Raw genomic sequence first — 24192 nt, forward strand, 5'->3', positions numbered from 1 at the left:
TAGTTGGTTGGCGGTAGGGTGGCCGACATGAAGCCAGACGCCAGCGCAACCCGCGCCCGCATCGTCGTCGCAGCACGCACGGAGTTCTCCGAGCACGGACTGGCCGGAGCACGGGTGGATCGCATCGCGGTTTCGGCAAAGGCGAGCAAGGAACGCCTGTACGCGTACTTCGGAGACAAGGAAGCACTCTTCCGGGCAGTAGTGGAAGACGGATTCGCGCGCTTCCTGGAGTCGGTCCCGTTCACTGTCGACGATCTCGGCGGATACGCCGCGCGCGAGTACCTGCACCTCGCCGCCAATCCCGAGGAACACCGACTGCTGCTGTGGACACAGCTTCAAGGCGGCATGGTGGTCGCGGGTGCCGACGACATCCACACAGTGATCGCCGAACGGCGACGCGCTATGGCAGCTGCACAGCAGGACGGCCTGATATCCGACGCCTTCACCGTCGACGACCTGTTCACCATGATCTTCGGCATCACCTCGTCCTGGATGACGGCTCCCGGCAGCGACTGCGGACCCGTCGACGACGCGGAACACCAGCGTCGGGCGTCGATCATCGAGGGTGCGGTGCGACGGCTCTGCACTCCGTAGCGTTGTCTATCACTCTCTAGCTTTCGGGCAAGATCGATGAATAGCAGGCTAGCGGGGCCGGCTTCCCCGCAAACGCGCGCGCGTTTGCCATACGCGCGCGAATTCGACACCGATCCGTTGGCAATTCCGAACGCGTCTGACGATTCCGCGCGCGTCTGTTCCCTTCGCGCACCTCGCAGACTCACGTGAGCCCGCGGCCCGCCAGAATTGCCGCCTCACGCTCTGCCGGGAGTCCGACGGGCGGGCGGTCAGTCCTCGTCGGCTCGCTACCGCCCAGGGACTGCAACCACGTCCACGTATCCGCGACGGTCTCCTGAATCGGACGCGTCCGAAGACCTGCGGCACATGCCTTCGAAACGTCGGATGCATGCAGCGAATCATGATCCGCGCCGGGCGGAATCCAGATCGGGAGCTCCGTCCACGGCTGCACCCCCGCAGCGCTGAGGACGTCCGGCTCCACCCAACACAGGCGAGCGTCGGACCGGGTGGCGGCGAGGCAGCACTGCAACAGCTCGCCGATGGTCGCGTGACCGGGCCGGCTCACTACGTCGTACGCACCGCCCAGCCCTCGCGCGGCAGCATCAAGGCTCCACGCAACAAGATCGCGGACGTCGATGTACTGCAGCGCCAGATCGACCGGACCGGGTGCCAGCACCTCACCGGCGCGCTCGATTCTGTTCAGCCACCACGGAAGTCGGCCGATATTTTCGTACGGCCCGAGAATCAGCCCGGCGCGGACCAGCAGCGTTCGATCGCCGAAAGCCGCAACTGCCGCTCGCTCACCGCCCAACTTCTGCCGCGCATAGTCCTCGCCGGGCCCCTGCACTGTCGGCCACGTCTCGGTCGCTCCCGCTCGCGGCGCGTCGTACACCGATCGGCTCGAAACGTAGACGTAGCTGCCGACTCGGCCGTCGAGCATCGTCGCCGACTGCGCCACCACGTCCGGTTCCCACGACCAGGTGTCGAAGACTATGTCCCAGTATCCTTCTCGGGTCTCATCCAATCCGTCGGACGAGCGCCTGTCGCCCCGAAGTTGCGTGACACGAGGATCCGACGCTGTTGTGCCGCGGTTCAGGACCGCGACATCCCACTCCAGCTGGAGAGCATGTTCGACGGCAGTTCGCCCCACGAAGTCGCTGCCGCCGAGGACCAATAGCTTCATGAATCCATTGTGCCGGTGAGCAGTCCGTCTGTTCTGCCGAACGCCGGGTTCGGATCTCTGCTGACAGCAGAGCGGCTCGAGCTACACAGGAAGCTTGCTGTGTCCCGTCTCCTTGATGGTCAGTACCGTCGCTACACCGATGACGCACACGCCCATGACCCAATACGCCGGTGACATGGCATTGCCCGTCGATTCGACCAACTGGGCCGCTACGTAGGGGGCCGTTCCACCGGCCGCGATCGTTCCGATGTTGAAGCCCAACGACACTCCGGTGTAGCGAACTGCCCGAGGAAAGAGTTCGGTGAACAGCGGGAAAGCCGGGACCTGCACCACACCGTTGAGCACCATGTAGACGAAGTAGACGACGCCGACGATCAGAATGCTCGACGTCGCACCGAGAATCATGAACACCGGCAGCGCGATGATCACGTAGGCCACGTAGCCGAACAGCAGCACGGGTTTGCGGCCGAACCTGTCGGTGAGCATCCCGCTCAGCGGGAATGTGGCGCAGGCCAATGCAATTGCCACGGCCGACGTCCAGTACACCGAGTCCTTCGAGAAGCCGAGGTCGTTGATCAGATACACACTGAAGTAGGTCAGTCCGATGTATCCGGATCCGTTCATGGCGATCGCGATGCCGACGACGCGGAGCACCGACCACGGTTGCTTCTTCACCACGTCACTCAACGGGCTCTTGGCGACCTCGTTCTTGGCTGCCATTTCCTCGAACTCCGGGCTGTCCTCGAGCTTGAGTCGCACACGGAGACATACGAACGCCAGGGGCAGGGCCAGTAGGAACGGGATGCGCCATCCCCACGACGACATCTGTTCGTCGGTCGTGATCAGAGCCACGAGCCCGACGACGGCCGCAGCGACGGCAAAGCCGAGAGTCGATCCCACCGGCGTGAAGGACCCGAAGAATCCCCGACGGTTCGGCGGTGCCGACTCCGCGATGTACGTTGCGGCACCTCCGATCTCACCGCCCGCAGAGAATCCCTGGGCGAGCCTGATGATGACCAGCAGAACGGGGGCCAGCACCCCGACACTCGAGTGTGTCGGCAGCAGGCCGAGAATTCCGCACGCGACACCCATGCACACCACGGTGATGACGAGAGCGTGCCGACGACCCTTGCGGTCCCCGAGCCGACCGAAGAAAATTCCGCCGAGCGGACGGGCGACATAGGCGACGCCGAATACGGCCAAGGTCGCGAGAATCGACACGCCGGGACTGGTGGATGGGAAGAACAGCGGCGCGATGATCACCGCGAGAAAGCCGTAGACCGCGAAGTCGTAGTACTCGATGAGCGTACCGACACCTCCGGCAATCGCAGCTCGACGCGCAGTCGTGGTGTCCGCCTTGGGCGGAGCGACTCCTGCGCGGGAGTGTTCGGTGTTCGTCATCGCGCTGATCCTTCTGTGAGTGGTTGCGTGCTTCGGTGTTCGGAGAGAAGAAGTTCGTACGAACCGCCTGCTTCGATGACAGCGACGGTTCGGGCGTTCGGTGGACGGCCGGCGATCGTGGTGCCGTCCTGCTTCGACACCTCCGCACGCCGCCAGTCGAGTCTGACATCGTCACCGACGGCCACCGCGTCGGATATTCCGGGAACGGTGATCAGGGGCATACCGTTGAAGGTCTCGCCACGCCAGAATCCCGGTGAGAAGGATTCCGCCACAACGGCACTGATACCCAGGTTGCGAAGCGCCACCATCGGCGGATAGTGCGGATGTCCATAACCGAAGTTGCGTCCTCCGACGATGATGTCTCCGGGGCGGACTCGATCGACGAAGCCCGGGTCGTACGCCGTCATGCAGACCGACCGCAGGTGGTCGGGGTCGTAGGACTTGATGTTGGCCACTCCCACGACGAGATCGATGTCGAAGTCGTCACCGAATATCCACGCGACCGCGCCGTCGATGACGTCGGGCGGGGGCGGGTACGCGCTCATGACCCCACCTGCGCGATCGTCCCGGCGAGGGCGCTGGCCGCGACGGTGAAGGGCGAACCCATGTAGATGTTGGCGTCGGAGCTACCCATTCGCCCGGAGATGTTGAGCACCCCGGTGGAAATGCAGTTCTCGCCGGCCGCGAGAGGCTTCTGGTAGCCGAAGCAGAAGTCGCAGCTCGACACCGCGATGTGTGCGCCCGCCGATCGCAGGATGTCCAGCAGCCCTTCGCTTTCGGCCTGATCGTGCACCTTCTGGGAGGTCGGCACGACGTTCAGCTCGACGCCGGGAGCGACGGTTCGCCCGTCGAGCACCAGAGCCGCTGCGCGCAGGTCCTCGATGCGGCCGCTGGCGCAGGAGCCGATGAACGCCTTCGTGATCGGGATTCCGGCCAGATCGGCAGCGGTGTGCGTGTTGGCAGCACGGGCCGAACCGGGCTGCACCACCTGCGGCACGATGGTCGACAGGTCGATGGTGTGGTGCGCCGCGTAGGTGGCACCCCCATCGGGAAGCACGGGGGTGAACGTCCGCCGGGCGACGTCATGGGCGTAGGCGAGCGACAGCTCGTCGGGTTCGAAGATCGCCGAGACCGCTCCGGTGAACATCGCCATTCCGCACAGCCCCTGGCGGTGGTCGATCTTCATCGACCGCGCTCCGGGGCCACCGAACTCCATGACCTGGTGGGCGCATCCGTCGGCACCGACCAGGTCGATGATCGTGTGAACGAGATCGCGACTGTCGACGCCGGCACCGAACTCACCCACGAGGTCGAACCGCGTGGTGGCCGGGATGTCGACGTACAGCTGACCCGTCACCCAGGCCTCGATCAGATCGCGGCGGATGCCCCAACCCAGTGCGCCGAAAGCACCGATTCCACTGATGTGCCCGTCGAAGTGGACAAGGAAGTCTCCTGGCGTCGCGAGTCCGAGTTCGGCAGTGAGCTGGTGGCCGATGCCCCGCCCCTCGTGCAGCTCGATGCCGTAGAACTCGCACCAGTCTCGCGTGACCTGATGCACCTCTTGCTCTTTGGCATTCTTCTTGGTGAGCATGTGGTCGATGAAGACGACGTACCGGGAGGGGTCGACGAGTTCGGTGATACCGAAGTCCTCGCGCATCTGCCGGAACATCACGTCGGTGTAGCCGGGGAAGTCGTAGGCGATCATGCGAGCGGGCCTGACGGCGTGATTCTCTCCGGCATGCACCACATCGGCATCACAGGTTCGGCCGAGGATCTTCTCGACCATCGTCAGTGCGTCGGAGCTCATGCCGATCACACCTTCGCGTCGGCGGGAAGGTACTTGCGTTGCGCTGCTTCCACTTCCGGAAAGCCGATCAGATCGACGAACTCGTGGTGCTGCAACGCGTCGGCGCTCACGTCGGCCGGCGCTTCGCCGCCGGCGAGTCGGCGCAGAGCCTCACGAGCGGCTCCGGTGGCGGCCATCAGCACCTGGGTGGGCAGGAGAGCGAGTCGAACGCCGATCTGCTGCAACACGTCCGGGGTGAACTCGCGCTCGGTCCAGGTCGACGCGGTCAACGTCGCCATCAGCGGGACGCCTACGGCGTCGTGACAGCGAGCCCACTCGTCGGCGGTCTCGAAAGTCTTCGTGACCGGCATGATCATGTCGGCACCGGCGTCGACGTATGCGGTGGCGCGTCGGATCGCGTCGTCGCCACGCGCATCGGTGCGGGCGATCATCAGGACGTGGTCCGGAAGCGAATCCCGCACCGCGCGCACCTTGCCCGACGCTTCCTCGATGCTGATGAGGTCCACCGGCTCGCCCACGCAGATGGGGCACTTCTTGGGCGAAAGCTGGTCTTCCATGAAGACGCCCTGAACACCTGCGGCGGCGAACCGGGCTGCTGTCCGCGCCGCGTTGACGGCGTTGCCGTAGCCGGTATCGATGTCCGCCACGAGGGGGAGGGAAGACGCTTCGCCGATGGTGCGTACCGCCTGAAGGTTCTCGGTCATCGTGTACAGCTCGGCGTCGGGGAGTCCGAGGGCAGCCGACACTGCGAATCCGGAGGCGCACAGGGCCGAGAATCCGGCCTGCTCGGCGAGCTTGGCGGTCAGCCCGTCCCACACGCCGGGGGCGTACACGAGTCCCTGTTCGGTCAGTTCTCTGAGTGTCGCAGTCATACACACCATCCATTTCGTATTGCGGAACGCATTCCGAAACTAGAGTGGTGGCGATCACAAGTCAAGGGGGGTTCGTAGGATGGCGGCATCACTTCCCAGTCCGATCGAAGGAGCACACGTGGCATCGCCCATCGAGTCCGACGCCAACGCCGGCCGCGACATCGTCGGAGCGGTGGTCAAGGCGTGCAGGCTGCTCGAGCACTTCGACACCTTGCATCCGGTATGGACACTGAACGACTTGACGACAGCAAGTCGAATGAACAAGACCACCGTGCACCGGTTGATGACCACGATGATCCACGCCGGCTGGGTGGACCGAACGCCCGAGGGCTCGTACCGAATTGCCATGCCCGTTTTCGAGATCGGATCGTCGGCACTGACGCAACTCGACATCCGCGGTGCCGCGCAACCGTACCTGTCGGAGATAGCCGAAAAGTTCGGTGACACTGCGTATCTCATGGTACCTGCGGACGAGGGCGCCGTCTGCATCGATCGCCATGAAGGAAGCAATCCTCTTGTGGTCGCTGGCATTTCGATCGGTTCGGTTCTCCCGTATCACGCCACCGCAGGCCCGATGGCCATGCTGGCGTTCTCCGCTCGGATTCGCGACCGATGGCTCACCGAAGACCTACCTGCGTTCACGGATCGAACGCCGACCGCGCCGGACGAGTTGCTGACACGTCTCGAACAGATCCGAGCGCAGGGGTACGCATTGAGCAACTCGGACTACCTCACCGGCGTCGCGGCGGTCGGAGCACCGATCCTCGGGCGAGGCGGCGCGGTCGTTGCATCGATCAGCGTGGGCGGCCGAGCGGAGACATTCGAGGGCGATGCCCTGAGAGAGAAGGTGTCCACGATTCTTGCCTCCGCAAAGGGCCTGTCCCGTGTGGCAGAGGCGCTACCTGCGCCGGGGCGAGAACATTGAACTATACGTACATCTACCAGGTGGGCTAGAGAGCCGAATACTCACCTACCGATTCGATCGATCAGTTTCATGGCGTCGAAGGGTGCATATCCTTTGACGTCGTTGTCGAAGTACACGTGGACGTCTCGGCCCGTGGCCGTCCAGTCCGAGATCTTCGCCGCCCACCGATCGAGCGCCGCATCCGTGTAGCCGCTGGCATACAGCTCCTCGTCACCGTGCAGGCGGGCATACATGAAATCGGCTGTCGGAGTGTCGACGTACGGATACTTGCCGGCGGTGTCGGCGACCACGAACGCAATATCGTTCTCGCGCAACAAGTGCACGGCCTCGTCGGTCGCGAAGCTCTGATGCCGGGCCTCCACGCAGTGCCGCAGGACACGAGACGACGGAGGCGGCAACAACACCCGATCCTCGGCCAGCTTGTCGTCGCGAGACTGCGCCAGAGCGACTGCAGCGGAGACTGTTCGGGGCAACACGGCGAAGAAGTCCGACATCTTCTGCGCGTCGAATTCGAGGTTCGGAGGCAACTGCCACAGGAACGGTCCGAGCTTGTCGCCCAGCGTCAAGACCCCGGTGGCGAAGAAGTTCGCGAGGGCTGCCTCGACACCGACGAGCCGCTTGATGTGGGTGACGTATCGACCGCCTTTGATGGAGAACACGAAGTCGTCCGGCGTCTCGTCGTGCCACTTGGTGAAGCTCGACGGCTTCTGCATCGCGTAGAAGGTGCCGTTGATCTCGATCGACGTCAGATGTTCCGACGCGTACCCGAGCTCCTTGCGGTGGGCCAAGCCCGCCGGATAGAAATCACCTCGCCACGGCGCGTACGTCCAACCGGAGATGCCGATCAGGACTCGGGGTCGATGCGACGCGGGCATGGACAGACTGTAGACGGACGCGCGGAGAGGTACCGCCAGGCCGTGATCGCCAACTAGCTGGCACCACCATCGCCACCGGACCATAATCGGTCTCTATGCGGTCGGGTGGACGAGCGGTGGTGTTGACGCTGGTCGCTGCCGGCGTGTGGCTCTTCGCGACGCCACCGCTCGATCCCGGAACCGCAGATTTCGTCGCCACCCCGGCACCCGTCGCACCCGTCGTCGAACCGCCACCGCTGACGCTCGACGAGCTGTCGACTCGCGTCGATCCCACCGTCGTCACCCTCTCGGCGTCCGCAGGATTTTCCGGGGTCGCGGGCACGGGCTTCGTCGTCGCCCCCGACGGAATCGTGCTCACCAACTTCCACGTCGTCGAGAACGCCACCGAGATCAGCGCAGTACACATGGGGAACGGACTGATCTACGACGCCACCGTGTTGGGTTACGACAAATCTCGTGACGTGGCGGTCGTGCAGTTGATCACCGCGGCCGACCTGCCGGTGGTCGAGCTGGCCCCGGACCCACTTCCCGAGGTGGGTGATGCGGTGACCGCCGTCGGGAATGCCTCGGGGGCGGGGGTATTGGTTCCTGCTCCCGGTGCGGTGACCGCCCTCGATCAGCAGGTGCGTACGCGCAGTTCGGTGGACGGATCGGGAAATACGTTGGAACGAATGATTCGCGTCGATGCCGATGTGCGAGCCGGGGATTCGGGCGGACCTCTCTTCGACGCCTGGGGTCGTGTGGTGGGCGTGAACACCGCGGGGCTGTCCGACGAGGCACGCAACGGCACCGAGTTCTCACCCCCACAGGCGCCCGAGGCGTATGCCGTTCCCATCGCCGAGGCGGTCTCGGTCCTCGATCAGGTGCTCGCCGGCCGCTCGGGCGGCACCGTACATGTCGGCCCCACACCGTATTTCGGAGTCTCGGTGCGCGATGTGTCGGTTTTCGAGAACAAGCCGGCGATCGGGGCGGCCGTCGTGACGGTGACGTTCGATTCCCCGGCGGAGGTGCTGGGATTGTCTGCGGGGGACGTCATCGTGACGTTCGACGGCACCGCGATCGGATCCTCATCGGACCTGGCGGAGGCGCTGCTCGGACGTCGCCCGGGCGAATCCGCCGTCGTCGAATGGGTCGATGATATCGGCGTGACCAGCTCCGGCACAGTCACACTCGCCGCCGGAACACCGACTGCGTAGGGGTCGTCAATCCTGCAGCACCGACAACACATTGCCCGCCGGGTCCGTGAACCAGGCGATCAACGGTCCGCCGTGGCGAAAGATTCCCTTCTCGTCGGTGCCCATCTCCGGATACTGTGCAAACACAACCCCTTTCGCAGTCAGAGCGTCGACTGCGCTCTCGATATCGGCAACCGGGAAGTTCAGGATCGTGTACTGCGCGGGCACGTGTGCGGGTCGCGGATAGATCAGCACGATCGCCCCGGTCCCGAGGTGTAGCTCGAGCATGCCCATCTCGTTCTCGGTGACCGTCAGTCCGAGGGTCTCGGCGTAGAACGTGCGCGCCGCCTGCAGGTCGTCGACGGCGAACCCCGAGAACGGTTGCCTGGTCAGCTCCAGAATTGTCATCGTCGAATTATCGCGCTCTCGCACGTGCCGCGGGCGGATATCCGAGTAGCGTGGATCTCGTGACTATTCGCCTCGGTTACCAGATGCCCAACTTCAGCTACGACGGTTCGGTCGCAGAGCTCTTTCCCCAGGTCATCGCGCAGGCGCGCGAGGCCGAAGCGGCCGGGTTCGACACCGCATTCGTGATGGATCACTTCTACCAACTTCCCGGAATCGGCAAGCCCGACGAGCCGATGCTCGAGGCCTACTCCGCGCTGTCCGCCCTTGCGACGGCCACCGACACCATTCAGCTCTCCGCCCTGGTCACCGGCAACACCTACCGCAATCCGGCGATCCTGGCCAAGACCGTCACCACGCTCGACGTCGTGAGCGGCGGTCGCGCGATCCTCGGAATCGGAGCCGGCTGGTACGAACTCGAGCACCAGAGCTTCGGACTCGAGTTCGGTACCTTCACCGACCGTTTCGAGCGACTCGACGAGGCATTGCAGATCATCGAACCCATGCTGCGCGGCCAGCGTCCGACGTTCGACGGCCTCTGGTACCAGGTCGAGAACGCGATGAACGAGCCGCGCATCCGCGACGATCTGCCGATCATGCTCGGCGGTGGCGGCGAGAAGAAGACCTTCGGCTTGGCCGCCCAGTTCGCCGACCATCTCAACATCATCTGCGACGCAAACGAACTGCCGCGCAAGATGGCTGCCGTGCAGGCCCGATGCGAGGAGGTCGACCGCGACCCCAAGGACCTCGAAACGAGCTTCCTCGCCTTCGTCATCGTCGACGAGGACGGCGACAAGGCCAAGGAGTTGCAGCGCGAGTTCGTACTGAAGCAGGGCCTCGATCTGACGAACCTGTCGGAGGAGGACGCGGCGAAGGCCACCGATCGCCACTTCTGCGGAACCCCCGACGACGTTGCCGAGCAGGTGCAGAAGCGCGTCCTCGATCAGGGCGTCGACGGCATCATCATCAACCTGATCACCAACGGACACCAGCCGGGAGCCGTCGAACTGGCAGGTAAAGCCCTGAAGCCGCTCGTCTAGATATTTTCTCCAGCAGTAGCCGCGGGGGCGCGTGCAGTGGCATAGTTCCCCCGTGGCTCAGCTGAGGATGAACGGGCACCGCGTCTTGGTCGCCGACCTGACCGGCGACTCCCTGCGCGCAATGTCGGGCTCGATGGTGGCCTACGAGGGTGATGTCGCCTTCAAGAGTGCCGGCATGGGTGGTGGCGGCGGACTTCGCGCCGCACTCAAACAGAAGGTGACCGGCGAGTCGCTGTCTCTGATGGACGTGTCCGGCAAGGGCACCGTGTACTTCGCCGTCGACGCTCAGGACATCACTCTCGTCGAGGTCCAAGGCGACAACCTTCACGTCGAGTCGTCCCAATTACTCGCTCTCACAGGGCAATTGAAGACGGACATCAAATTCTCCGGTCTACGCGGCGCGAGTTCCGGCCAGGGACTGTTCACCACCGTCGTCAGCGGATCCGGCACTGTCGCATTGCTGTCCAAGGGTGGGCCGATCATCGCCCTCGCCGTCGATCCGCAGTACCCACTCGTCGTCGATCCCGACGCCTTCGTCGCCCATCGCGGCCAGTTGAACCAGAGCTTCGTCACCGACGTCACGTGGCGTTCCGCCATCGGCGGCGGTAGCGGCGAGGCGTTCTCCCTCCGCTTCGACGGCCAGGGCGTCGTCTACATCCAACCCGAGGAGCGCTGACGTGCCGCTCGAACTCGTCAACAGCAAAGTCGTGAAATCCGTTCTGGCACCGAATCAGAACGTGCTCGCCCGTCGTGGAGCGATGCTCTACTACACCGGCGACGTCCGGTTCGTTCCGCACTCGATGGGCGGCTCGGCCGGTGCCATGCCGGGCATGGGCGGCGTTGCAGGCATGGCCGGGCGGATGATGGCGGGCGAGCACGTGGCGATGATGGCAGCCGAGGGGCAGGGCGAGGTCTTCTACGGTCATGCCGGGTTGTACATCGAGGTGATCCACCTCGACGGTTCGTCGATGCTCACCGTCGAAGCCGATCGACTCCTGGTGCACGACGGCTACCTCCAGAGTTCCATCGTTGCTCTGACCTCGCAGGGCGGCGTCCGTGGAGCAGTGCGCGGCGCGATGACCGGGCAAGGCCTGTTCACGACACAGCTCACCGGCCAGGGCAGCGTTGCGGTTCTCTCGCACGGCGGCGCGACTCCGCTGCAGGTCGGGCCCGATCACCCCCAGGTCGTGGTGGATCCGCAGGCGTACGTCTGCCACATCGGCAACATCAACGTCGACATCTCCGCGAACGTCGGGTGGCGCGACGCCGTCGGCAAGGGCAGCGGCGAGGCGATCCAGTTGAAGATGACCGGCATGGGCACCGTGTGGGTGCAGGCGTCCGAGCAGAAGTTCTAGGAGGGACACCCCATGGGTCTGGACATTCACACCCCGTACACGCTGCCGGTCAACGACAACGTCCCCGGCAACGACTACGCGTTCTGCGTCGAGCTCGCCGGCCAGCCGTGGTTCACGTCGAAGGGCGCGATGATCGCGTACTACGGCAATGTTCGCTTCGAACCGCTCGGGCAGACGTCGATGCCCGCCATTGTCGCGGCGCGGTTCTCGTCGCCGCTGTACTCGAACGACTGGGTACTCGCGCAGGGCCAGGGCAAGCTGATCCTCGGCGATCGCGGGTTCAACATCAACAGCTACGACCTCGACGACGGCAACCTCACCATCCGGGCCGCGAACCTGCTCGCGTTCGAGCCGACTCTGGATCTCAAGCAGTCCATCGTCCCGGGATTTCTCACTCTGCTCGGTACGGGCAAGTTCCTGGCCTCGTCCAACGGCCCCGTCATGTTCGCCGAGCCACCGCTGCGTATCGACCCGGAAGCCCTTGTGGGATGGGCAGATTGCCCGTCACCGTCGCATCACTTCGACGCCGACTGGATGCAGAACTTCCTCGGTGCGGCCCGCGGATTTCTCGGTGCCAACAGCGGCGAGGAGCGGCAGTTCGACTTCACCGGTGCCGGCACAGTGCTGATCCAGTCCAGCGAAAAGGTGCTCAACGATTCGCATCTGTTGCGCTACATCGAATCGCAGACGGTCTCGCTGGGCCAGAACTCCTTGCGAGCGCTGCACAACACCATCGGTGCCCGACTACAGCAGTAGCGCGGCTCGCAGCACCTCGACGGTATGCACGGCGGCTGTTCGGAGAAAACGCGCATACTGGAGTATCACCTGAGGAGGTACCGCCATGGCCAACCAAGGACCCTTCGGATTCGGATCCGACGACTTCGACAAGTTCGCTCGTGAGGCAACCGAGGGACTACGTGAGGTGGTCGGCTCACTGTTCGCATCCAACGCCGGGGCACCCAAAGCTCCGCCTGAGCCCGAAACCACAGGTCAGAAGGGTGACGGAGTCTGGGCGATCTACAGCGTCGACGACGCCGGATCACCCCAGATCGACCAGCTCTACGCCACCGAACTCGATACGCTCCGTGCACACAAGGACAACACCGACCCGCGTCGACGCGTCCGCTTCCTGCCCTACGGCGTGAGCGTCAGCGTTCTGGAGGACTGAATCGGGTGCACTGGACCGCGCTCAGCGCGGCTGGCTGCACCGGATTCATGCATGCTCGACTCGGACTGCGGCGATACCCGGACCTCACGGGTACCGATCGGTGCCGCAAACCGCGATGCAGGAGTGCGAGTCGGTCTCGAACAGAAGATTCGCGGGTTTCACGATGGCTTTGCTGCGCCGCGCCCGAAAAGTGCCAAACGGTCTATTTTGAGGCAGACTCTGATGCGAACGATGCCACTCGACGACGAGGAACCTTCATGCGAACGACATTGCGCACCTTGACCATTGCCTCGGCTTGCACCACCCTCGCCCTCGTTGCACCCGCGTCGGCCCTCGCGGCCGAACCCGGGGACATCACATTCTCGTTCGCGGTCGACGGAACCAGCGTGACCAATACGATCACCAATTCCTCGGGCACGGTTATCGGCTGTGGAACATCGCTCGCACCTGCGCCGAACGGTGTTCTTCCTCCGGTCCTCGAGGTGATCGGCAACGGGCAGTCCCTGTACACCAACGGAGACACCCAGCCGGGTTCGACGGTCCAGACGATTACCGACGTCCCGGCCGGCTCCTACGTGGCGCTGGCATCGTGCACTTCCGTCGACGGGGACACCACCACCGCATGGATCTCGGATTACCCCGGACTCGACGAATTTCTGAACGGGCTTCCCTGGACTTCATACAAGGTGGAGCAGTCCTCCACTGTCGTCACCGTCGAGCCGAGTACGCCGGCCCCCGATCTCGGATCCATACTGGACAGCGGTAGCGCCGCCAACTGATCACACAAGAAACGCGACTACCGCATCCACTGCATGGTCGACGCCACCGTGCGCCCGCACCTCTGCACTGATCCCCGTTGCGCGTGGTGCGAATTCGCGAGCTTCGGCAACGGCGTCGGCCAGGACCGCAGCCGTGACCTTCTCGAATTCCAGGTGCACGCCTACCCCGAGTTCGGCGAGCATCGCGGCGTTGCCGAATTGATCGACGGCCTGCGGGACCGCGACGGTCGGCACACCGAACCACAGCGCCTCGGTACACCCACCCATCCCGGCGTGGGTGATGAACACGGTGGCAGCGTCCAGCACCGCGAGCTGCGGAACATGTTCGTGTACTTCGATATTCGCGGGTAGCTCTCCGAGCACGGCCGGGTCGACGCGTCGGCCGATGGAGATCACCACGTGCCAGTCTGTGTTCGCGAACGTCTCGATGCACAGGCGGTAGAACTCCGGTCGCTCGTTGAATCCGGTGCCGAGGGAGATGTACAGGACAGGCGCGTCGGGTGCCGTCCAGCTTCGGTCCTGCAGGCGTACCGGATCGAGGCACGGCCCGACGAACTGCACCGAATCCGGTACCCGATCCGCATGGGGCTGCATCACTTTCGGGATCAGCGACAGACAGTGCTGCGGGTAGGTGATCCACTCCCACGGATCGGCGTCGATGTCGTTCTCTCGCAACCAGGCTGCATAGGTTTCGCGATACGCAACGCCGGTCGGCGACTCTCGAATGGAGGTCATCCCATCACCGAGGTCCTCGGCGTATCCATCCCACGCCACATACGTCGGCGACAGTTGCACTGCCGTCACCCCGTATCGCACACCGAGGACGGGTGCCGTCATTCCGCCGATGTCGTACAGGAACAGATCCGGCTGATCGTCGTCGTAGAACGCGGTGAGCACGGGATACGACGCAATTGCCTCGTCGAGGAAGACCTGCATCGCCGCCGCCGGATCGTCCGGCCACGACGCCTCTCCGTCGGGAAGTATCGAGGTGAACGGCACCACTTCGACTCCCGCGGGTTCGACCACGTGTCGCAGAGAATCACCGACGGCATAGGTGACGCGATGCCCGCGCCGGACCAGCTCGGCTATCACGGCCAGCGATGGATAGATATGACTCGGGGCCGTCGTGCCGATCATGGCGATGTGCATGGTGCCCACCGTAAGGCGCATCGCGTGCGGAGAGCTAGTGGATTTCGTTGGCGATCAGATCCAGCAAGCCGGGAAATCGATCGTTCAGCTCCTGGCGTCGCAGCGTCACTTTGCGGCTGTTTCCGCGATCGACCTGGAACACGAGTCCGGCTTCCCGCAGCACTCGAAAGTGATGCGTCAGAGTCGATTTGGTGACGCCGAGCTCGAACGACATGCAGGTTCGCTCGGCACCGTCGTCGTCGCCGACGAGTTCGGTGACCACTTTGCGCCGCAGTGGATCCGCCAGTGCAGACATCACCGCGCCGAGTTGCATTTCCTCGGGCTCCGGATGCCCGTTCTCGTCTGCCATGAGCTCCTCCCCACAACAAGGTACGACTTGCGCCGTACCTTCAAACCTGGTCTAGTACGAAAACCATCGTACCTAAGCCAAGGGGGATCCATGAGAGCAGTTCTGCCGGTCGTACTCGCAGCACAGTTCGTCGTACCGATGTCCATCTCGGGCACCGCCATCGCGCTCCCGGTGATCGCCGCAGATCTCGGCTCCGATCCGACACCGCTGCAATGGGTCGTCAACGGCTTCAACGTTGCCTTCGCGTTGTTCACCGTCGTCTGGGGTGCGGTCTCGGATCGCATCGGCCACCGCACGTCGTTCCGCATCGGCGTCGTGCTCACGGCTGTCGCCAGCCTGGCCAGTGCACTGGCACCCTCCTTGCTCCTGCTCGACGCCGCGAGAGTCCTCGCCGGCATCGGTGCCGCAGCAGTACTGGTGGGCTCGACGTCCATTCTTTCGCTGCATTTCGAGGGGACCGAACGAGCGACGGCGTTCGCCCTGTTCGGCACCGTGAACGGACTGGGGTTGGCACTCGGGCCGACCATCTCCGGACTGCTGATCGCCGTGCTCGATTGGCGTGGAGTGTTCGCCGCTCAGGCACTCGTCCTTCTGGTCGCGGCCGTCGGCACCCTGGCCCTGCCGGCACTACGCACCCCCACCACACCATCGACACTGCTCGATTTCGGCCTACTGCGTAACCGTCGTTTCCTCGCACTGTGCCTGGTACCGGTCGCCGGAGCCATCGGATTCGTCACCCTGCTCACCTATCTGCCCGCTGCGCTCAGCGCCGTCGCGTCTCTGACGCCGGGACGGGCCGGACTGTTCATGCTGGCGATGACGATTCCGGTACTGATCGCTCCGTTGACGGTCGCCAGAGCGATCACCGCCTTCGAGGCCGTCACCCCGAACCGTGTGATCGGCACGAGTCTCGGCTTCCTGGTACTCGGGAATCTCGGCATGCTGGCCCTGCAACCAGGCGTCTCGCTCGCCGCCGTCGTGGTCCCGATGATTCTGTTGGGGCTCGGATTCGGGCTCCCGATCGGGCTGGTCGACGGCGAAGCACTCGCTGCGGTTCCGCCGCACAGCAGCGGCACCGCAGCAGGAGTACTCAATCTCTTCCGCATCGGTAGCGAGGCCGTGATGGTCGCCGGCTACGCCTGGCTGCTGACGATCCTCGTCCGCGGACGTGTGCCCGGCGAGGCCGACGCCGAGGCAGCGGCGGCCGGGCAACCGGGGTTCGCCGACGCCTACGCCCACGCCTTCACCGAAGTCATCGCCCTGGTGGTGGTCGCCGTGGCCGTCACCGCAGCGCTGATCGTCGTGCTTTCCCGGACGGGCAGGTCCGACGTATCGTCGGCGAATGTCCTTTCTGAAACCGGTGACCCTCACTGACGATCTCGTGACCCTCGAGCCGCTGAGCCACGATCATCTCGAAGGTCTGTGCGACGCCGCCCGCGACGGCGAGCTGTGGAATCTCTGGTACACCAGCGTGCCGAAGCCCGAGGAGATGGCCGCCGAGATCGACCGTCGACTCGGACTGCTCGACGCAGGCACCATGCTTCCGTTCACGCTGCGCCGCAACGACACCGGGCAGATCATCGGAGCGACGACATTCTGCAACGCCGACGCCACCAACCGTCGCGTCGAAATCGGATACACCTGGAATGCCCGCTCCGCGCACGGAACCGGCACCAATCCCGCGAGCAAACTGCTGCTGTTGACGCATGCATTCGAGGAACTGGGATGCATCGCCGTCGAATTTCGTACCCACTGGATGAACCTGCAGTCGCGGACGGCGATCGCGAAACTGGGTGCGAAGCAGGACGGAATTCTGCGCAATCATCAACGCATGTCCGACGGTTCGTTGCGCGACACCGTCGTGTTCTCGATCATCGAATCCGAATGGCCCACCGTCCGCAACGAACTCCGCAGGCGTACCTCACGGTAGGTTGACCCCATGCGTGTGGATGGGCGGGACATTCCCGTAGCGGGAAACCTGCTTCAGCCGCTGGTGCGGAGAACCAGCGACATCATTCGGGTCGTATCGGCCGCGGCACTGCTGGGCGTGGTGATCGCCGGTTCGCTGATCACCAGAAATCAGTGGGATGCGCTCGAGCAATCGGTCTCGAACATCGTCGGCGTGCTCAGTCCCGACCAGTCCAATGCCGTCTACATCGTCTACGGCGTCGCCATTCTCGCGCTCCCGTTCGGCGTCCTGATCGGACTGATCGCCGGCCGCAAATGGAAACTGCTCGCCGGGTACGCGGCCGCGGCACTGCTGGCCGCCTTGGCGCTGTCGATCACCGGAACCGGGATCTCCACTCCCACGTGGGACCTCGACGTTCCCGAGCGACTCGACACCTTCCTCTCGCAATTCCTCGACGATTCGCGCTGGATCGCCATGTTGGCCGCGGCCCTGACGGTGTCCGGTCCCGGCCTGCCCGCACGATGGCGTCGGGCATGGTGGACGTTGTTGCTCGCGTTCGTGCCGATACACCTGGTCGTCTCCACCGTGGTCCCGGCTCGCTCGATGCTCGGACTGGCGGTCGGCTGGCTCGTCGGAGCCGTCATCGTGTTGCTCGTCGGTACGCCGGCACTGGAGGTTCCACTCGACGCGGCGGTTCGCCTGTTCCACAGTCGCGGTGTCACCGTTCGCAGCTTCACCGTCGTCCGTCCGGCCGGCCCCGGCCCGTTGGTGTTGAACGCACACACTCCCGACGCCGATGTGGTGGTCGAGTTGTACGGGCAGAATCAGCGCAGCGGCGGCGCACTGCGCCAGTCCTGGCGGTGGTTCACGCTGCGTGGCAGCGAAACTGCGCCACTGCACGCGTCGATGCGCCGGGCCGTCGAGCATCGCGCCCTGATGGGTCTGGCCATCAAGGGGTTGGGTGCGGCGGGCAGTCATCCGCTGGCGGTGGCAGCGCTGGACAGGGGATGGACCCTGTACGCGCACAGCCTGCCCATCGGTGATCCGGTCGAGGCGGAGCACGACGACGCCACCCTCGGTGCCCTGTGGACGGCCCTGAACACTCTGCACGAGAACCAGATCTCCCACGGCGATCTGCACCGCGGAGAACTGAGGATCCACGACGGCAATGCCCTGTTCTGCGGTTTCGGCCATGCCGAACTCGGTGCCTCGGCTTCCCAGATGCAATCCGACGTCGCGCAGTTGTTGCTCACCACGGCGGACCTGTTCGGCTCCCAGCGCGCCGTCGCGACCGCCATCGACGTACTCGGCTTCGAGACCGTGGTCGCGGCCTCGGGTCGATTGACCAAGTCCGCCATCCCGCCTCGCATTCGCCAGTCGGTGCGCGACGCCGACAAGACGATGAAGGCCGTCCGGCTCGAAGTTCTCGAGCAGACCGGCACCGCGAAGATCGAGGCCGAACAGGTCACCCGATTCAGCCGTAACCAGATCATCTCGCTCGTGCTGTTGATCGGATTGGTCTATGTCGCATACCCGTTCATCAGTGCGGTGCCCGCATTCGTCACCGAACTCGGTTCGGCCAACTGGTGGTGGGCTCTGCTCGGTCTCGCGGTGTCCGCACTGACGTACATCGGTGCCGGAGCTGCGTTGTGGGCGTGCGCGCTGGGCAAGGTCAGCTTCTGGAATCTGACGGTGATGCAGGTCGCCAACACCTTCGCGGCGACGACGACACCAGCGGGCGTCGGCGGACTGGCCCTGAGCGTGCGCTTCCTGCAGAAGGGTGGGCTGGGAACGGTTCGCGCGACGGCCGCTGTGGCGCTGCAACAATCCGTCCAGGTGATCACGCACGTGAGCCTGCTGATCTTCTTCAGCGTCGTTGCAGGCACCTCGTCCGGACTGTCGAACATGGTGCCGGGCAACACTGTTCTGTATCTCATCGCCGGTGCTGCTTTCGGCGTCGTCGGGACGTTCATGTTCGTACCGAAGCTGCGCCGCTGGCTGCGGGTCGCCGTCCGGCCGCAGATCAAGGAGGTCCTCGGCGAACTGGGCGAACTCGCCCGCGACCCCAAACGCTTCTCGATCATCATTCTCGGCTGCGCGGCGACGACGTTGGGTGCCGCGCTTGCACTGTGGGCCAGCATCGAGGCCTTCGGCGGCGGCACCACGTTCGTCACCGTGACGGTGGTGACCATGATCGGCGGAACTCTTGCCTCCGCCGCGCCGACGCCGGGCGGTGTGGGTGCCGTGGAGGCCGCACTCATCGGCGGTCTGGCCGCCTTCGGCGTGCCCGCCTCCATCGCCGTACCGTCGGTCTTGCTCTACCGTGTCCTGACCTGCTGGTTGCCGGTGTTTCTCGGGTGGCCGACATTACGGTGGCTCACCAAGCGAGACATGGTCTGACGCACTGGTAGCCAGCGAGTACGCCCGATTCCGGCCCAGCTCCAGGTGGCGCTGGTAGCGTTCAGTCGGCCGGGGATCTGCCCATGAGAGGTATGCCCATTTCCAGACCGGGGATTACGGTGACGGCCGAGGGCCGAACACGGTACAGACCTGGCCTCGACGCCACACACTCGAGTGTCGACGACGACTACACGTATTTCGCGAACACAGCGCGCGAGCGTTGGGTGCGGTATTTCATCGGAACCCTGACACTGTTGTTCGGCCTGTCCGGGATCCTGATGGTTCCCACCGGCATCCACTACGACGGCTTGGCGGTATTCGTCCTCATCGGGGCGTTGACGACGATTCCGGTCGCGATCGCGTGGTTCGTCAGACCATGGCCGTCGACACGTCTGGCCAATGCCTTCGTGTTCTACGCGGACGTCGGCATCGTTGGCATCCTGTTCAGCAGCACCGACCATTACGTACCGCTGGCCGGGTGCATGATGTTCACGATCGTGGCCGTCTTCACCGTCATCGCCAGCTCGTTCCGAGTCATGTGGGCTCACCTGGCAGTCTCGGTGGCGACGGTACTTGCGCTCGGCGTACTCGCGGTCGGTCAGGGAAAGAACCCGTGGCTGGTGGCAGCAACCGCAGTCACAGTCGCCACGTTGTACCTCACCCCCCTGATGATGCGGGCGTACATCCGACATCTACGTTCTCGGGCATCGGGTGCCGTCGTCGATTCGCTGACCGGCCTGTACAACCGGCGCGGATTGCTCGAGGCGATCGACGACGTCGGTACCGCGTCCACCGACTGCGCCTCGGATCGAACCCTCGGGGTCACCGTTCTCGACATCGATCGGTTCAAGGACATCAACGACAGATTCGGGCACCCCACCGGCGACGCAGTACTGATCGAGGTCGCCTCGCGACTCACCGCCGCGGTTCCGAAGACATCGGTGGTCTCGCGTCTGAGCGGCGACGAGTTCGTCATCGTGCACGTCGGTTCGCCCGGCGAGATCGAATCGACCGATCACAGGATCCGGGCCGGTCTCGACGAGAGCTTCTCCGGGCCGCCCTTCACCGCCAGTGTCGGTTCGGCCTCGGAGCTCCTAGGGAGCGAACCCGTCACCCCTACCATCGTGCGCACACTGATCGCACTGGCCGATATCGAGATGTATCGCAACAAGTCTCGACTGTCCGAGGACGACGGCAGTGCACGGGGCAGCGGCACCGGAACGCGAGCGGCCATCCGCACGCGCATCGAGACTCTGATCTCGCGAGGCGGGCCGGACGTGGTGTTCCAACCTATCTGCGACGCGGCCACCACGACGGTCGTCGGGTACGAGGCGCTCTCTCGCTTTCCTTTCGGCTACGGCCCGCCGTCGATGTGGTTCCGCGACGCCACCGATGCGGGAATCGGACCGCTTCTCGAAGTCGCGGCCATCGACCGTGCGCTGGCCGCATCCGAATCACTTCCCTGCGGCATCTTCATCTCACTCAACGCATCTGCCGACACCATTCGCTCCACCGATCTGGCTGCCGTACTGCGGCCGTTCCAGAAGAACCGACAGTTCCACATCGAAATCACCGAACACGAGCGAGTCCACGACTACCGCGCGGTCGCCCGAACCATCGAATCCTTGCGCGGGGCAGGCATCTCCATCTCCGTCGACGACGTGGGTGCAGGCTTCGCCGGACTTCGCCAGGTGGTCGAATTGCGACCCGACACCCTGAAGGTCGACTACGCACTGGTGCACGGAATCGACACCGACCCGATTCGACGGGCCGCCGCTGCATCGGTGATCGGATTCGCACACGAGATCGGCTCGACGGTCATCATGGAAGGCGTCGAAACCGAAGCGGAACTGCGGGTGGCCGTCGAACTCGGAGCAGACATGGTGCAGGGCTTTCTCACCGGACGACCTCTACCGCTGTCGGACATCAGCAGGTAGCGCTGCACCGCCGCTCTCGCAGAGAACTCAGATCGACGAATCGACGGTGAACTTAGTCAGAGTCGGCGCGGCGGCGAGCAGCGGCGGCAACTCGGCGATCTTGCCCGGTCCGGCGCGGAACTCGCGGTACTTCGCATCGGCCTCGGCCGACTCCCACGTCTCGTAGGCGATCACGTGTGCCTCGTTCTCCTCGTCGACCCACACCTCGACACCGAGGCAACCCTCGAATGCGCGAGTATCGGCGAGCACCGTCCGCAGCAACGCGCGGGCATCGGCCACGGACTCGGGCTTGAACGTCAGATCCAACAGAGCGATGAGTGCCATGGCTTCACACTAGTCATCTCAGCCGAAGTGCCAAGTAGAACTCGATTCTGTCCTCCAGTCGCGACAGATCGCGGCCGGTGAGTTCCTCGATGCGCTGGATGCGATATCGGACGGAATTGACGTGCATGTGCAGTTGTTCGGCACATCGCGTCCAGGCACCGTTGGTGTCGAGGTACACCGACAATGTCTCCACGAGATCACTGTTGTGCAGGTCGTCGTAGTCGACCAGGGGAGTCAGCAGCCTCGAGGTGAACATGCGTCGCACGTCATCGGGAACGTTGGCGAGAAGTATTGTCAACGTGGCCAATTCATCGTGCCCGACGACGCTGCAGTCCGAGCCACGGCGCTCGGCGAGCCGGCGGGCGTAGCGCGCTTCCTCGATCGCGCTTCGGATGTCGGCGGGCGCGGTCGGAGCGCTGACACCGATCGAGGTGCCGCTACCGATCAGTCCCGGCGCCAACGTGTGGACGGCTCGCCGAACCGAATCGGTTCGATCGGTTCTCGCCTCCACCAGCGCGATGGCCTCGTCGTCGACGATTCCGACCGTGATCTCCAACGGTGCCAGCACTTCTCGCAGCAGCGGGCGTAGCTCACCGAGGCGCAGGGTCTCGCCGGATGTGGCCACAGCCACTGCAGCGTAACGTGTTTCGATATCGAGTCCGATGACGTGCATCTGGGCGAGGATGTCTGCGGCCGTCGCGCCCCCGACGATCGTGCGCACGAATTCCTGCGCCAGTATTCCCGAGCCCGACAGGCGATCGTCGACGCGACTGCGCTCCACGGCCACGATCGACGCCAGCTGCCCGGCCAGGGAGAGCCTCGGCGCATCCCATGTCTGCCAATCACTTTCGAAGGCCACGAACCAATCCACGACCCGCGGTGCGGACTCTCCATCGACAGCGAACACCGAGACTCTCTGCTCTCGGCAGTACCGCGGCAGCCGCACCGACGACATGAATTCCTGCGCCACGGCCTCGGTGTCCGGCGGATTGTCGGATCCGGCGAGTACCCGTCCCGACGCAGTGACGACCCAACAGTTCATGCCCAGATCGGAGCTGACCATCTCCAGCAGCGGACCCAGCCCGCCGCCCGGGCCGGCACTTGCAACGAGACGTCGATGCCGGTCGAGCACGAGACTCAGGTCCGAGGCTCTCGCCGTCGACAGTTGCCGGACCACGCTCTCGGTGACCGTGGCGAAAGCGATGTCGGCGGGTACACGAAAGAGCGGCAGCCCGTGCTCGAGGCAGGCGTCGACCAGATCGTCGGGCACGACGCCGTCGTCGGATGCCGCCAGCGCCGAGATCCCGGCCTTGGACACCGCCCGTACGAACGTCCTCGAGTCCTCGGGGCCCGTCCGCCACATCAGGCCGGTCAAGACCAGTTCGCCCCCGCTGAGGTAGCGGCTCGGATCGAGCATGTCGGTGGTCACGACCCATCGGATGGTCGGATCGAAGTGCTCGGGAGTGACGATCGGCTGCAGTTTCAGATCGGCGAGACCAGCCAGATCACGCAGCCTCACGGTGACATCGACCTCCTCTTCGTAGGATCCTCCAAAACCTACACTGTGATCGGCGTCATACTTCGTCGTTCCTGTCTCTCGTTCCCAACGCCTCAGGCCGCTGTACTGGGTGAACACGAAGCAGGAGTGGAGCCTGCAGGAACGACCCGATGAAGAAGACAGCGAGCGGAGTACCGAATATGGATTTTCTGCGACCACAGACCTGGGGCGACGCGTTGGCCGCGAAGGCCGACGATGTCGACGCGGTGCCCATCCAGGGCGGCACCGACGTCATGGTCGAGATGAACTTCGACCTGCACCGGCCGGGCGCATTGCTGGATCTGAACCCGATCACCGAACTCACCGAATGGGAACAGCTCCCCGACGGGACGCTACGGGTGGGCGCAGGCGTGCCCTACGTTCGCATCATCGCCGAGCTCGGAGACATGCTTCCCGGCATCGCCCAGGCCTCCCGCACCGTCGGTTCACCGCAGATCCGCAATCGCGGCACCGTCGGCGGCAACCTCGGTGGCGCGTCACCCGCAGGTGATCTGCACGCGCCTCTGCTCGCGGCGGGCGCGACTGTGGAGGTCGAATCGGCCGAGCGCGGTGTACGCATGATTCCCGCGACCGAGTTCTACCTCGGCGTCAAGCGCAATTCCTGCCGGCCGGACGAACTCATCCGCGCCTTCCACGTGGCACCGGCAGCGGGACCGCAGTACTTCTCGAAGATCGGCACCCGCAACGCCATGGTCATCGCCGTCTGCTCGTTCTCGATCGCGCTGTTTCCACAGGAGGGTCGCGTCGGTACCGGTCTCGGCTCCGCTGCGCCGACGCCGCGCCGGGCTTACGATGCCGAGAACTACCTCGCGGCCGAACTCGAGTGGGACGGTGCCCTCGATCCTGGGGTGTCGGAGGAATTCGGCCGATTGGTCAGTGCGGCAGCAAGTCCCATCGACGACGTACGAGGCACTGCCGATTACCGCAAGCACGCCCTGTCCGTGATGGCCCGGCGAACACTGGGTTGGGCATGGCGAGACCTCACAGCCGCACGGAAGGTGGCCTGAA

General features: G+C 64.5%; 25 protein-coding genes. 14 read left to right on the forward strand and 11 right to left on the reverse strand.

Features of this window, described 5'->3' with window-relative positions; all coding sequences use genetic code 11:
- Positions 1 to 27: 27 nt before the first annotated feature.
- Complete coding sequence (locus CH295_RS08330; RefSeq protein WP_037195517.1) at positions 28 to 594, forward strand: TetR/AcrR family transcriptional regulator; 567 nt, start codon at positions 28 to 30, stop codon at positions 592 to 594.
- Between the two features lie 181 nt (positions 595 to 775).
- Here CH295_RS08330 and CH295_RS08335 read toward each other — a convergent pair whose 3' ends face one another.
- From CH295_RS08335 to CH295_RS08355, 5 genes are all read right to left on the reverse strand, one after another.
- Complete coding sequence (locus CH295_RS08335; protein ID WP_094740380.1) at positions 776 to 1756, reverse strand: NAD-dependent epimerase/dehydratase family protein; 981 nt, start codon at positions 1754 to 1756, stop codon at positions 776 to 778.
- A gap of 81 nt (positions 1757 to 1837) precedes the next feature.
- Positions 1838 to 3157 carry an MFS transporter gene (locus CH295_RS08340; RefSeq protein WP_094635021.1) on the reverse strand — a complete coding sequence of 440 codons (1320 nt, stop codon included), beginning with the start codon at positions 3155 to 3157 and terminating at the stop codon, positions 1838 to 1840.
- Entirely contained in the window at positions 3154 to 3702 is a 549-nt protein-coding gene (locus tag CH295_RS08345) for a 3-isopropylmalate dehydratase small subunit (protein WP_094635020.1), read from the reverse strand. The genes CH295_RS08340 and CH295_RS08345 overlap by 4 nt, the downstream gene beginning before the upstream one ends.
- Positions 3699 to 4964 (reverse strand): 3-isopropylmalate dehydratase large subunit, encoded by a 1266-nt coding sequence (locus CH295_RS08350; RefSeq protein WP_371828458.1) that lies wholly within the window; start codon positions 4962 to 4964, stop codon positions 3699 to 3701. The genes CH295_RS08345 and CH295_RS08350 overlap by 4 nt, the downstream gene beginning before the upstream one ends.
- Positions 4965 to 4969: 5 nt before the next feature.
- Complete coding sequence (locus tag CH295_RS08355; protein WP_037194900.1) at positions 4970 to 5845, reverse strand: isocitrate lyase/PEP mutase family protein; 876 nt, start codon at positions 5843 to 5845, stop codon at positions 4970 to 4972.
- Between the two features lie 109 nt (positions 5846 to 5954).
- On the opposite strand from CH295_RS08355, the gene CH295_RS08360 reads away from it, so the two are divergent.
- Positions 5955 to 6761: an IclR family transcriptional regulator gene (locus CH295_RS08360; protein ID WP_037195521.1), complete on the forward strand. Its 807-nt coding sequence runs from the start codon at positions 5955 to 5957 to the stop codon at positions 6759 to 6761.
- Positions 6762 to 6802: 41 nt separating this feature from the next.
- On the opposite strand, the gene CH295_RS08365 is transcribed toward CH295_RS08360, so the two are convergent.
- Positions 6803 to 7636, reverse strand: a complete 834-nt coding sequence (locus tag CH295_RS08365) for a DUF72 domain-containing protein (RefSeq protein ID WP_094740460.1) — start codon at positions 7634 to 7636, stop codon at positions 6803 to 6805.
- A gap of 95 nt (positions 7637 to 7731) precedes the next feature.
- Here CH295_RS08365 and CH295_RS08370 point away from each other — a divergent pair, with 95 nt between their 5' ends.
- On the forward strand, positions 7732 to 8832 hold the full coding sequence (locus CH295_RS08370) for a S1C family serine protease (protein ID WP_094740381.1): 1101 nt from the start codon (positions 7732 to 7734) through the stop codon (positions 8830 to 8832).
- A gap of 6 nt (positions 8833 to 8838) precedes the next feature.
- On the opposite strand, the gene CH295_RS08375 is transcribed toward CH295_RS08370, so the two are convergent.
- On the reverse strand, positions 8839 to 9219 hold the full coding sequence (locus CH295_RS08375) for a VOC family protein (RefSeq protein WP_094740382.1): 381 nt from the start codon (positions 9217 to 9219) through the stop codon (positions 8839 to 8841).
- A 59-nt stretch (positions 9220 to 9278) separates the two neighbouring features.
- Between CH295_RS08375 and CH295_RS08380 the strand changes: the two genes are divergently transcribed.
- The 6 genes from CH295_RS08380 (at position 9279) to CH295_RS08405 (ending at position 13558) form a co-directional block, all read left to right on the forward strand.
- A complete protein-coding gene (locus CH295_RS08380; protein WP_170945816.1) occupies positions 9279 to 10256 on the forward strand; it encodes an LLM class F420-dependent oxidoreductase in 978 nt (325 codons plus the stop codon).
- A gap of 67 nt (positions 10257 to 10323) precedes the next feature.
- On the forward strand, positions 10324 to 10932 hold the full coding sequence (locus tag CH295_RS08385; RefSeq protein ID WP_037194903.1) for an AIM24 family protein: 609 nt from the start codon (positions 10324 to 10326) through the stop codon (positions 10930 to 10932).
- 1 nt (position 10933) lies between these two features.
- The gene (locus CH295_RS08390) at positions 10934 to 11611 is read left to right on the forward strand and encodes an AIM24 family protein (RefSeq protein WP_037194904.1); all 678 of its coding nucleotides are present in this window, start codon (positions 10934 to 10936) and stop codon (positions 11609 to 11611) included.
- 12 nt (positions 11612 to 11623) lie between these two features.
- Positions 11624 to 12367: an AIM24 family protein gene (locus CH295_RS08395; RefSeq protein WP_037194905.1), complete on the forward strand. Its 744-nt coding sequence runs from the start codon at positions 11624 to 11626 to the stop codon at positions 12365 to 12367.
- Positions 12368 to 12452: 85 nt separating this feature from the next.
- On the forward strand, positions 12453 to 12779 hold the full coding sequence (locus tag CH295_RS08400) for an Rv0313 family protein (RefSeq protein ID WP_094740383.1): 327 nt from the start codon (positions 12453 to 12455) through the stop codon (positions 12777 to 12779).
- Between the two features lie 257 nt (positions 12780 to 13036).
- The gene (locus tag CH295_RS08405) at positions 13037 to 13558 is read left to right on the forward strand and encodes a hypothetical protein (protein ID WP_037194911.1); all 522 of its coding nucleotides are present in this window, start codon (positions 13037 to 13039) and stop codon (positions 13556 to 13558) included.
- Here CH295_RS08405 and CH295_RS08410 read toward each other — a convergent pair whose 3' ends face one another.
- Together CH295_RS08410 and CH295_RS08415 are read right to left on the reverse strand one after the other, a co-directional pair.
- Positions 13559 to 14707 carry a macrolide family glycosyltransferase gene (locus CH295_RS08410; RefSeq protein ID WP_094740462.1) on the reverse strand — a complete coding sequence of 383 codons (1149 nt, stop codon included), beginning with the start codon at positions 14705 to 14707 and terminating at the stop codon, positions 13559 to 13561.
- Positions 14708 to 14741: 34 nt separating this feature from the next.
- Positions 14742 to 15056, reverse strand: a complete 315-nt coding sequence (locus tag CH295_RS08415; RefSeq protein ID WP_037194912.1) for an ArsR/SmtB family transcription factor — start codon at positions 15054 to 15056, stop codon at positions 14742 to 14744.
- Positions 15057 to 15146: 90 nt separating this feature from the next.
- Between CH295_RS08415 and CH295_RS08420 the strand changes: the two genes are divergently transcribed.
- The 4 genes from CH295_RS08420 to CH295_RS08435 all read left to right on the forward strand — a co-directional run bounded on the left by CH295_RS08420 (position 15147) and on the right by CH295_RS08435 (position 21302).
- On the forward strand, positions 15147 to 16430 hold the full coding sequence (locus CH295_RS08420) for an MFS transporter (protein WP_094740384.1): 1284 nt from the start codon (positions 15147 to 15149) through the stop codon (positions 16428 to 16430).
- The gene (locus tag CH295_RS08425) at positions 16399 to 16986 is read left to right on the forward strand and encodes a GNAT family N-acetyltransferase (RefSeq protein ID WP_094740385.1); all 588 of its coding nucleotides are present in this window, start codon (positions 16399 to 16401) and stop codon (positions 16984 to 16986) included. Before CH295_RS08420 ends, CH295_RS08425 begins: the two co-directional genes overlap by 32 nt.
- A 9-nt stretch (positions 16987 to 16995) precedes the next feature.
- Entirely contained in the window at positions 16996 to 19365 is a 2370-nt protein-coding gene (locus CH295_RS08430) for a lysylphosphatidylglycerol synthase transmembrane domain-containing protein (RefSeq protein WP_037194916.1), read from the forward strand.
- A 92-nt stretch (positions 19366 to 19457) separates the two neighbouring features.
- A complete protein-coding gene (locus tag CH295_RS08435; RefSeq protein ID WP_252341964.1) occupies positions 19458 to 21302 on the forward strand; it encodes a bifunctional diguanylate cyclase/phosphodiesterase in 1845 nt (614 codons plus the stop codon).
- A gap of 27 nt (positions 21303 to 21329) precedes the next feature.
- On the opposite strand, the gene CH295_RS08440 is transcribed toward CH295_RS08435, so the two are convergent.
- Together CH295_RS08440 and CH295_RS08445 are read right to left on the reverse strand one after the other, a co-directional pair.
- Positions 21330 to 21626, reverse strand: a complete 297-nt coding sequence (locus tag CH295_RS08440) for a putative quinol monooxygenase (protein WP_094635013.1) — start codon at positions 21624 to 21626, stop codon at positions 21330 to 21332.
- Between the two features lie 13 nt (positions 21627 to 21639).
- Complete coding sequence (locus CH295_RS08445; protein ID WP_252341965.1) at positions 21640 to 23145, reverse strand: PucR family transcriptional regulator; 1506 nt, start codon at positions 23143 to 23145, stop codon at positions 21640 to 21642.
- 149 nt (positions 23146 to 23294) lie between these two features.
- Between CH295_RS08445 and CH295_RS08450 the strand changes: the two genes are divergently transcribed.
- Positions 23295 to 24191, forward strand: coding sequence for an FAD binding domain-containing protein (locus CH295_RS08450; RefSeq protein ID WP_230596455.1), 897 nt, complete (start codon positions 23295 to 23297; stop codon positions 24189 to 24191).
- Position 24192: the final 1 nt, after the last annotated feature.

Source organism: Rhodococcus sp. 14-2483-1-2 (assembly GCF_002259405.1).
Taxonomy (GTDB): domain Bacteria; phylum Actinomycetota; class Actinomycetes; order Mycobacteriales; family Mycobacteriaceae; genus Rhodococcoides.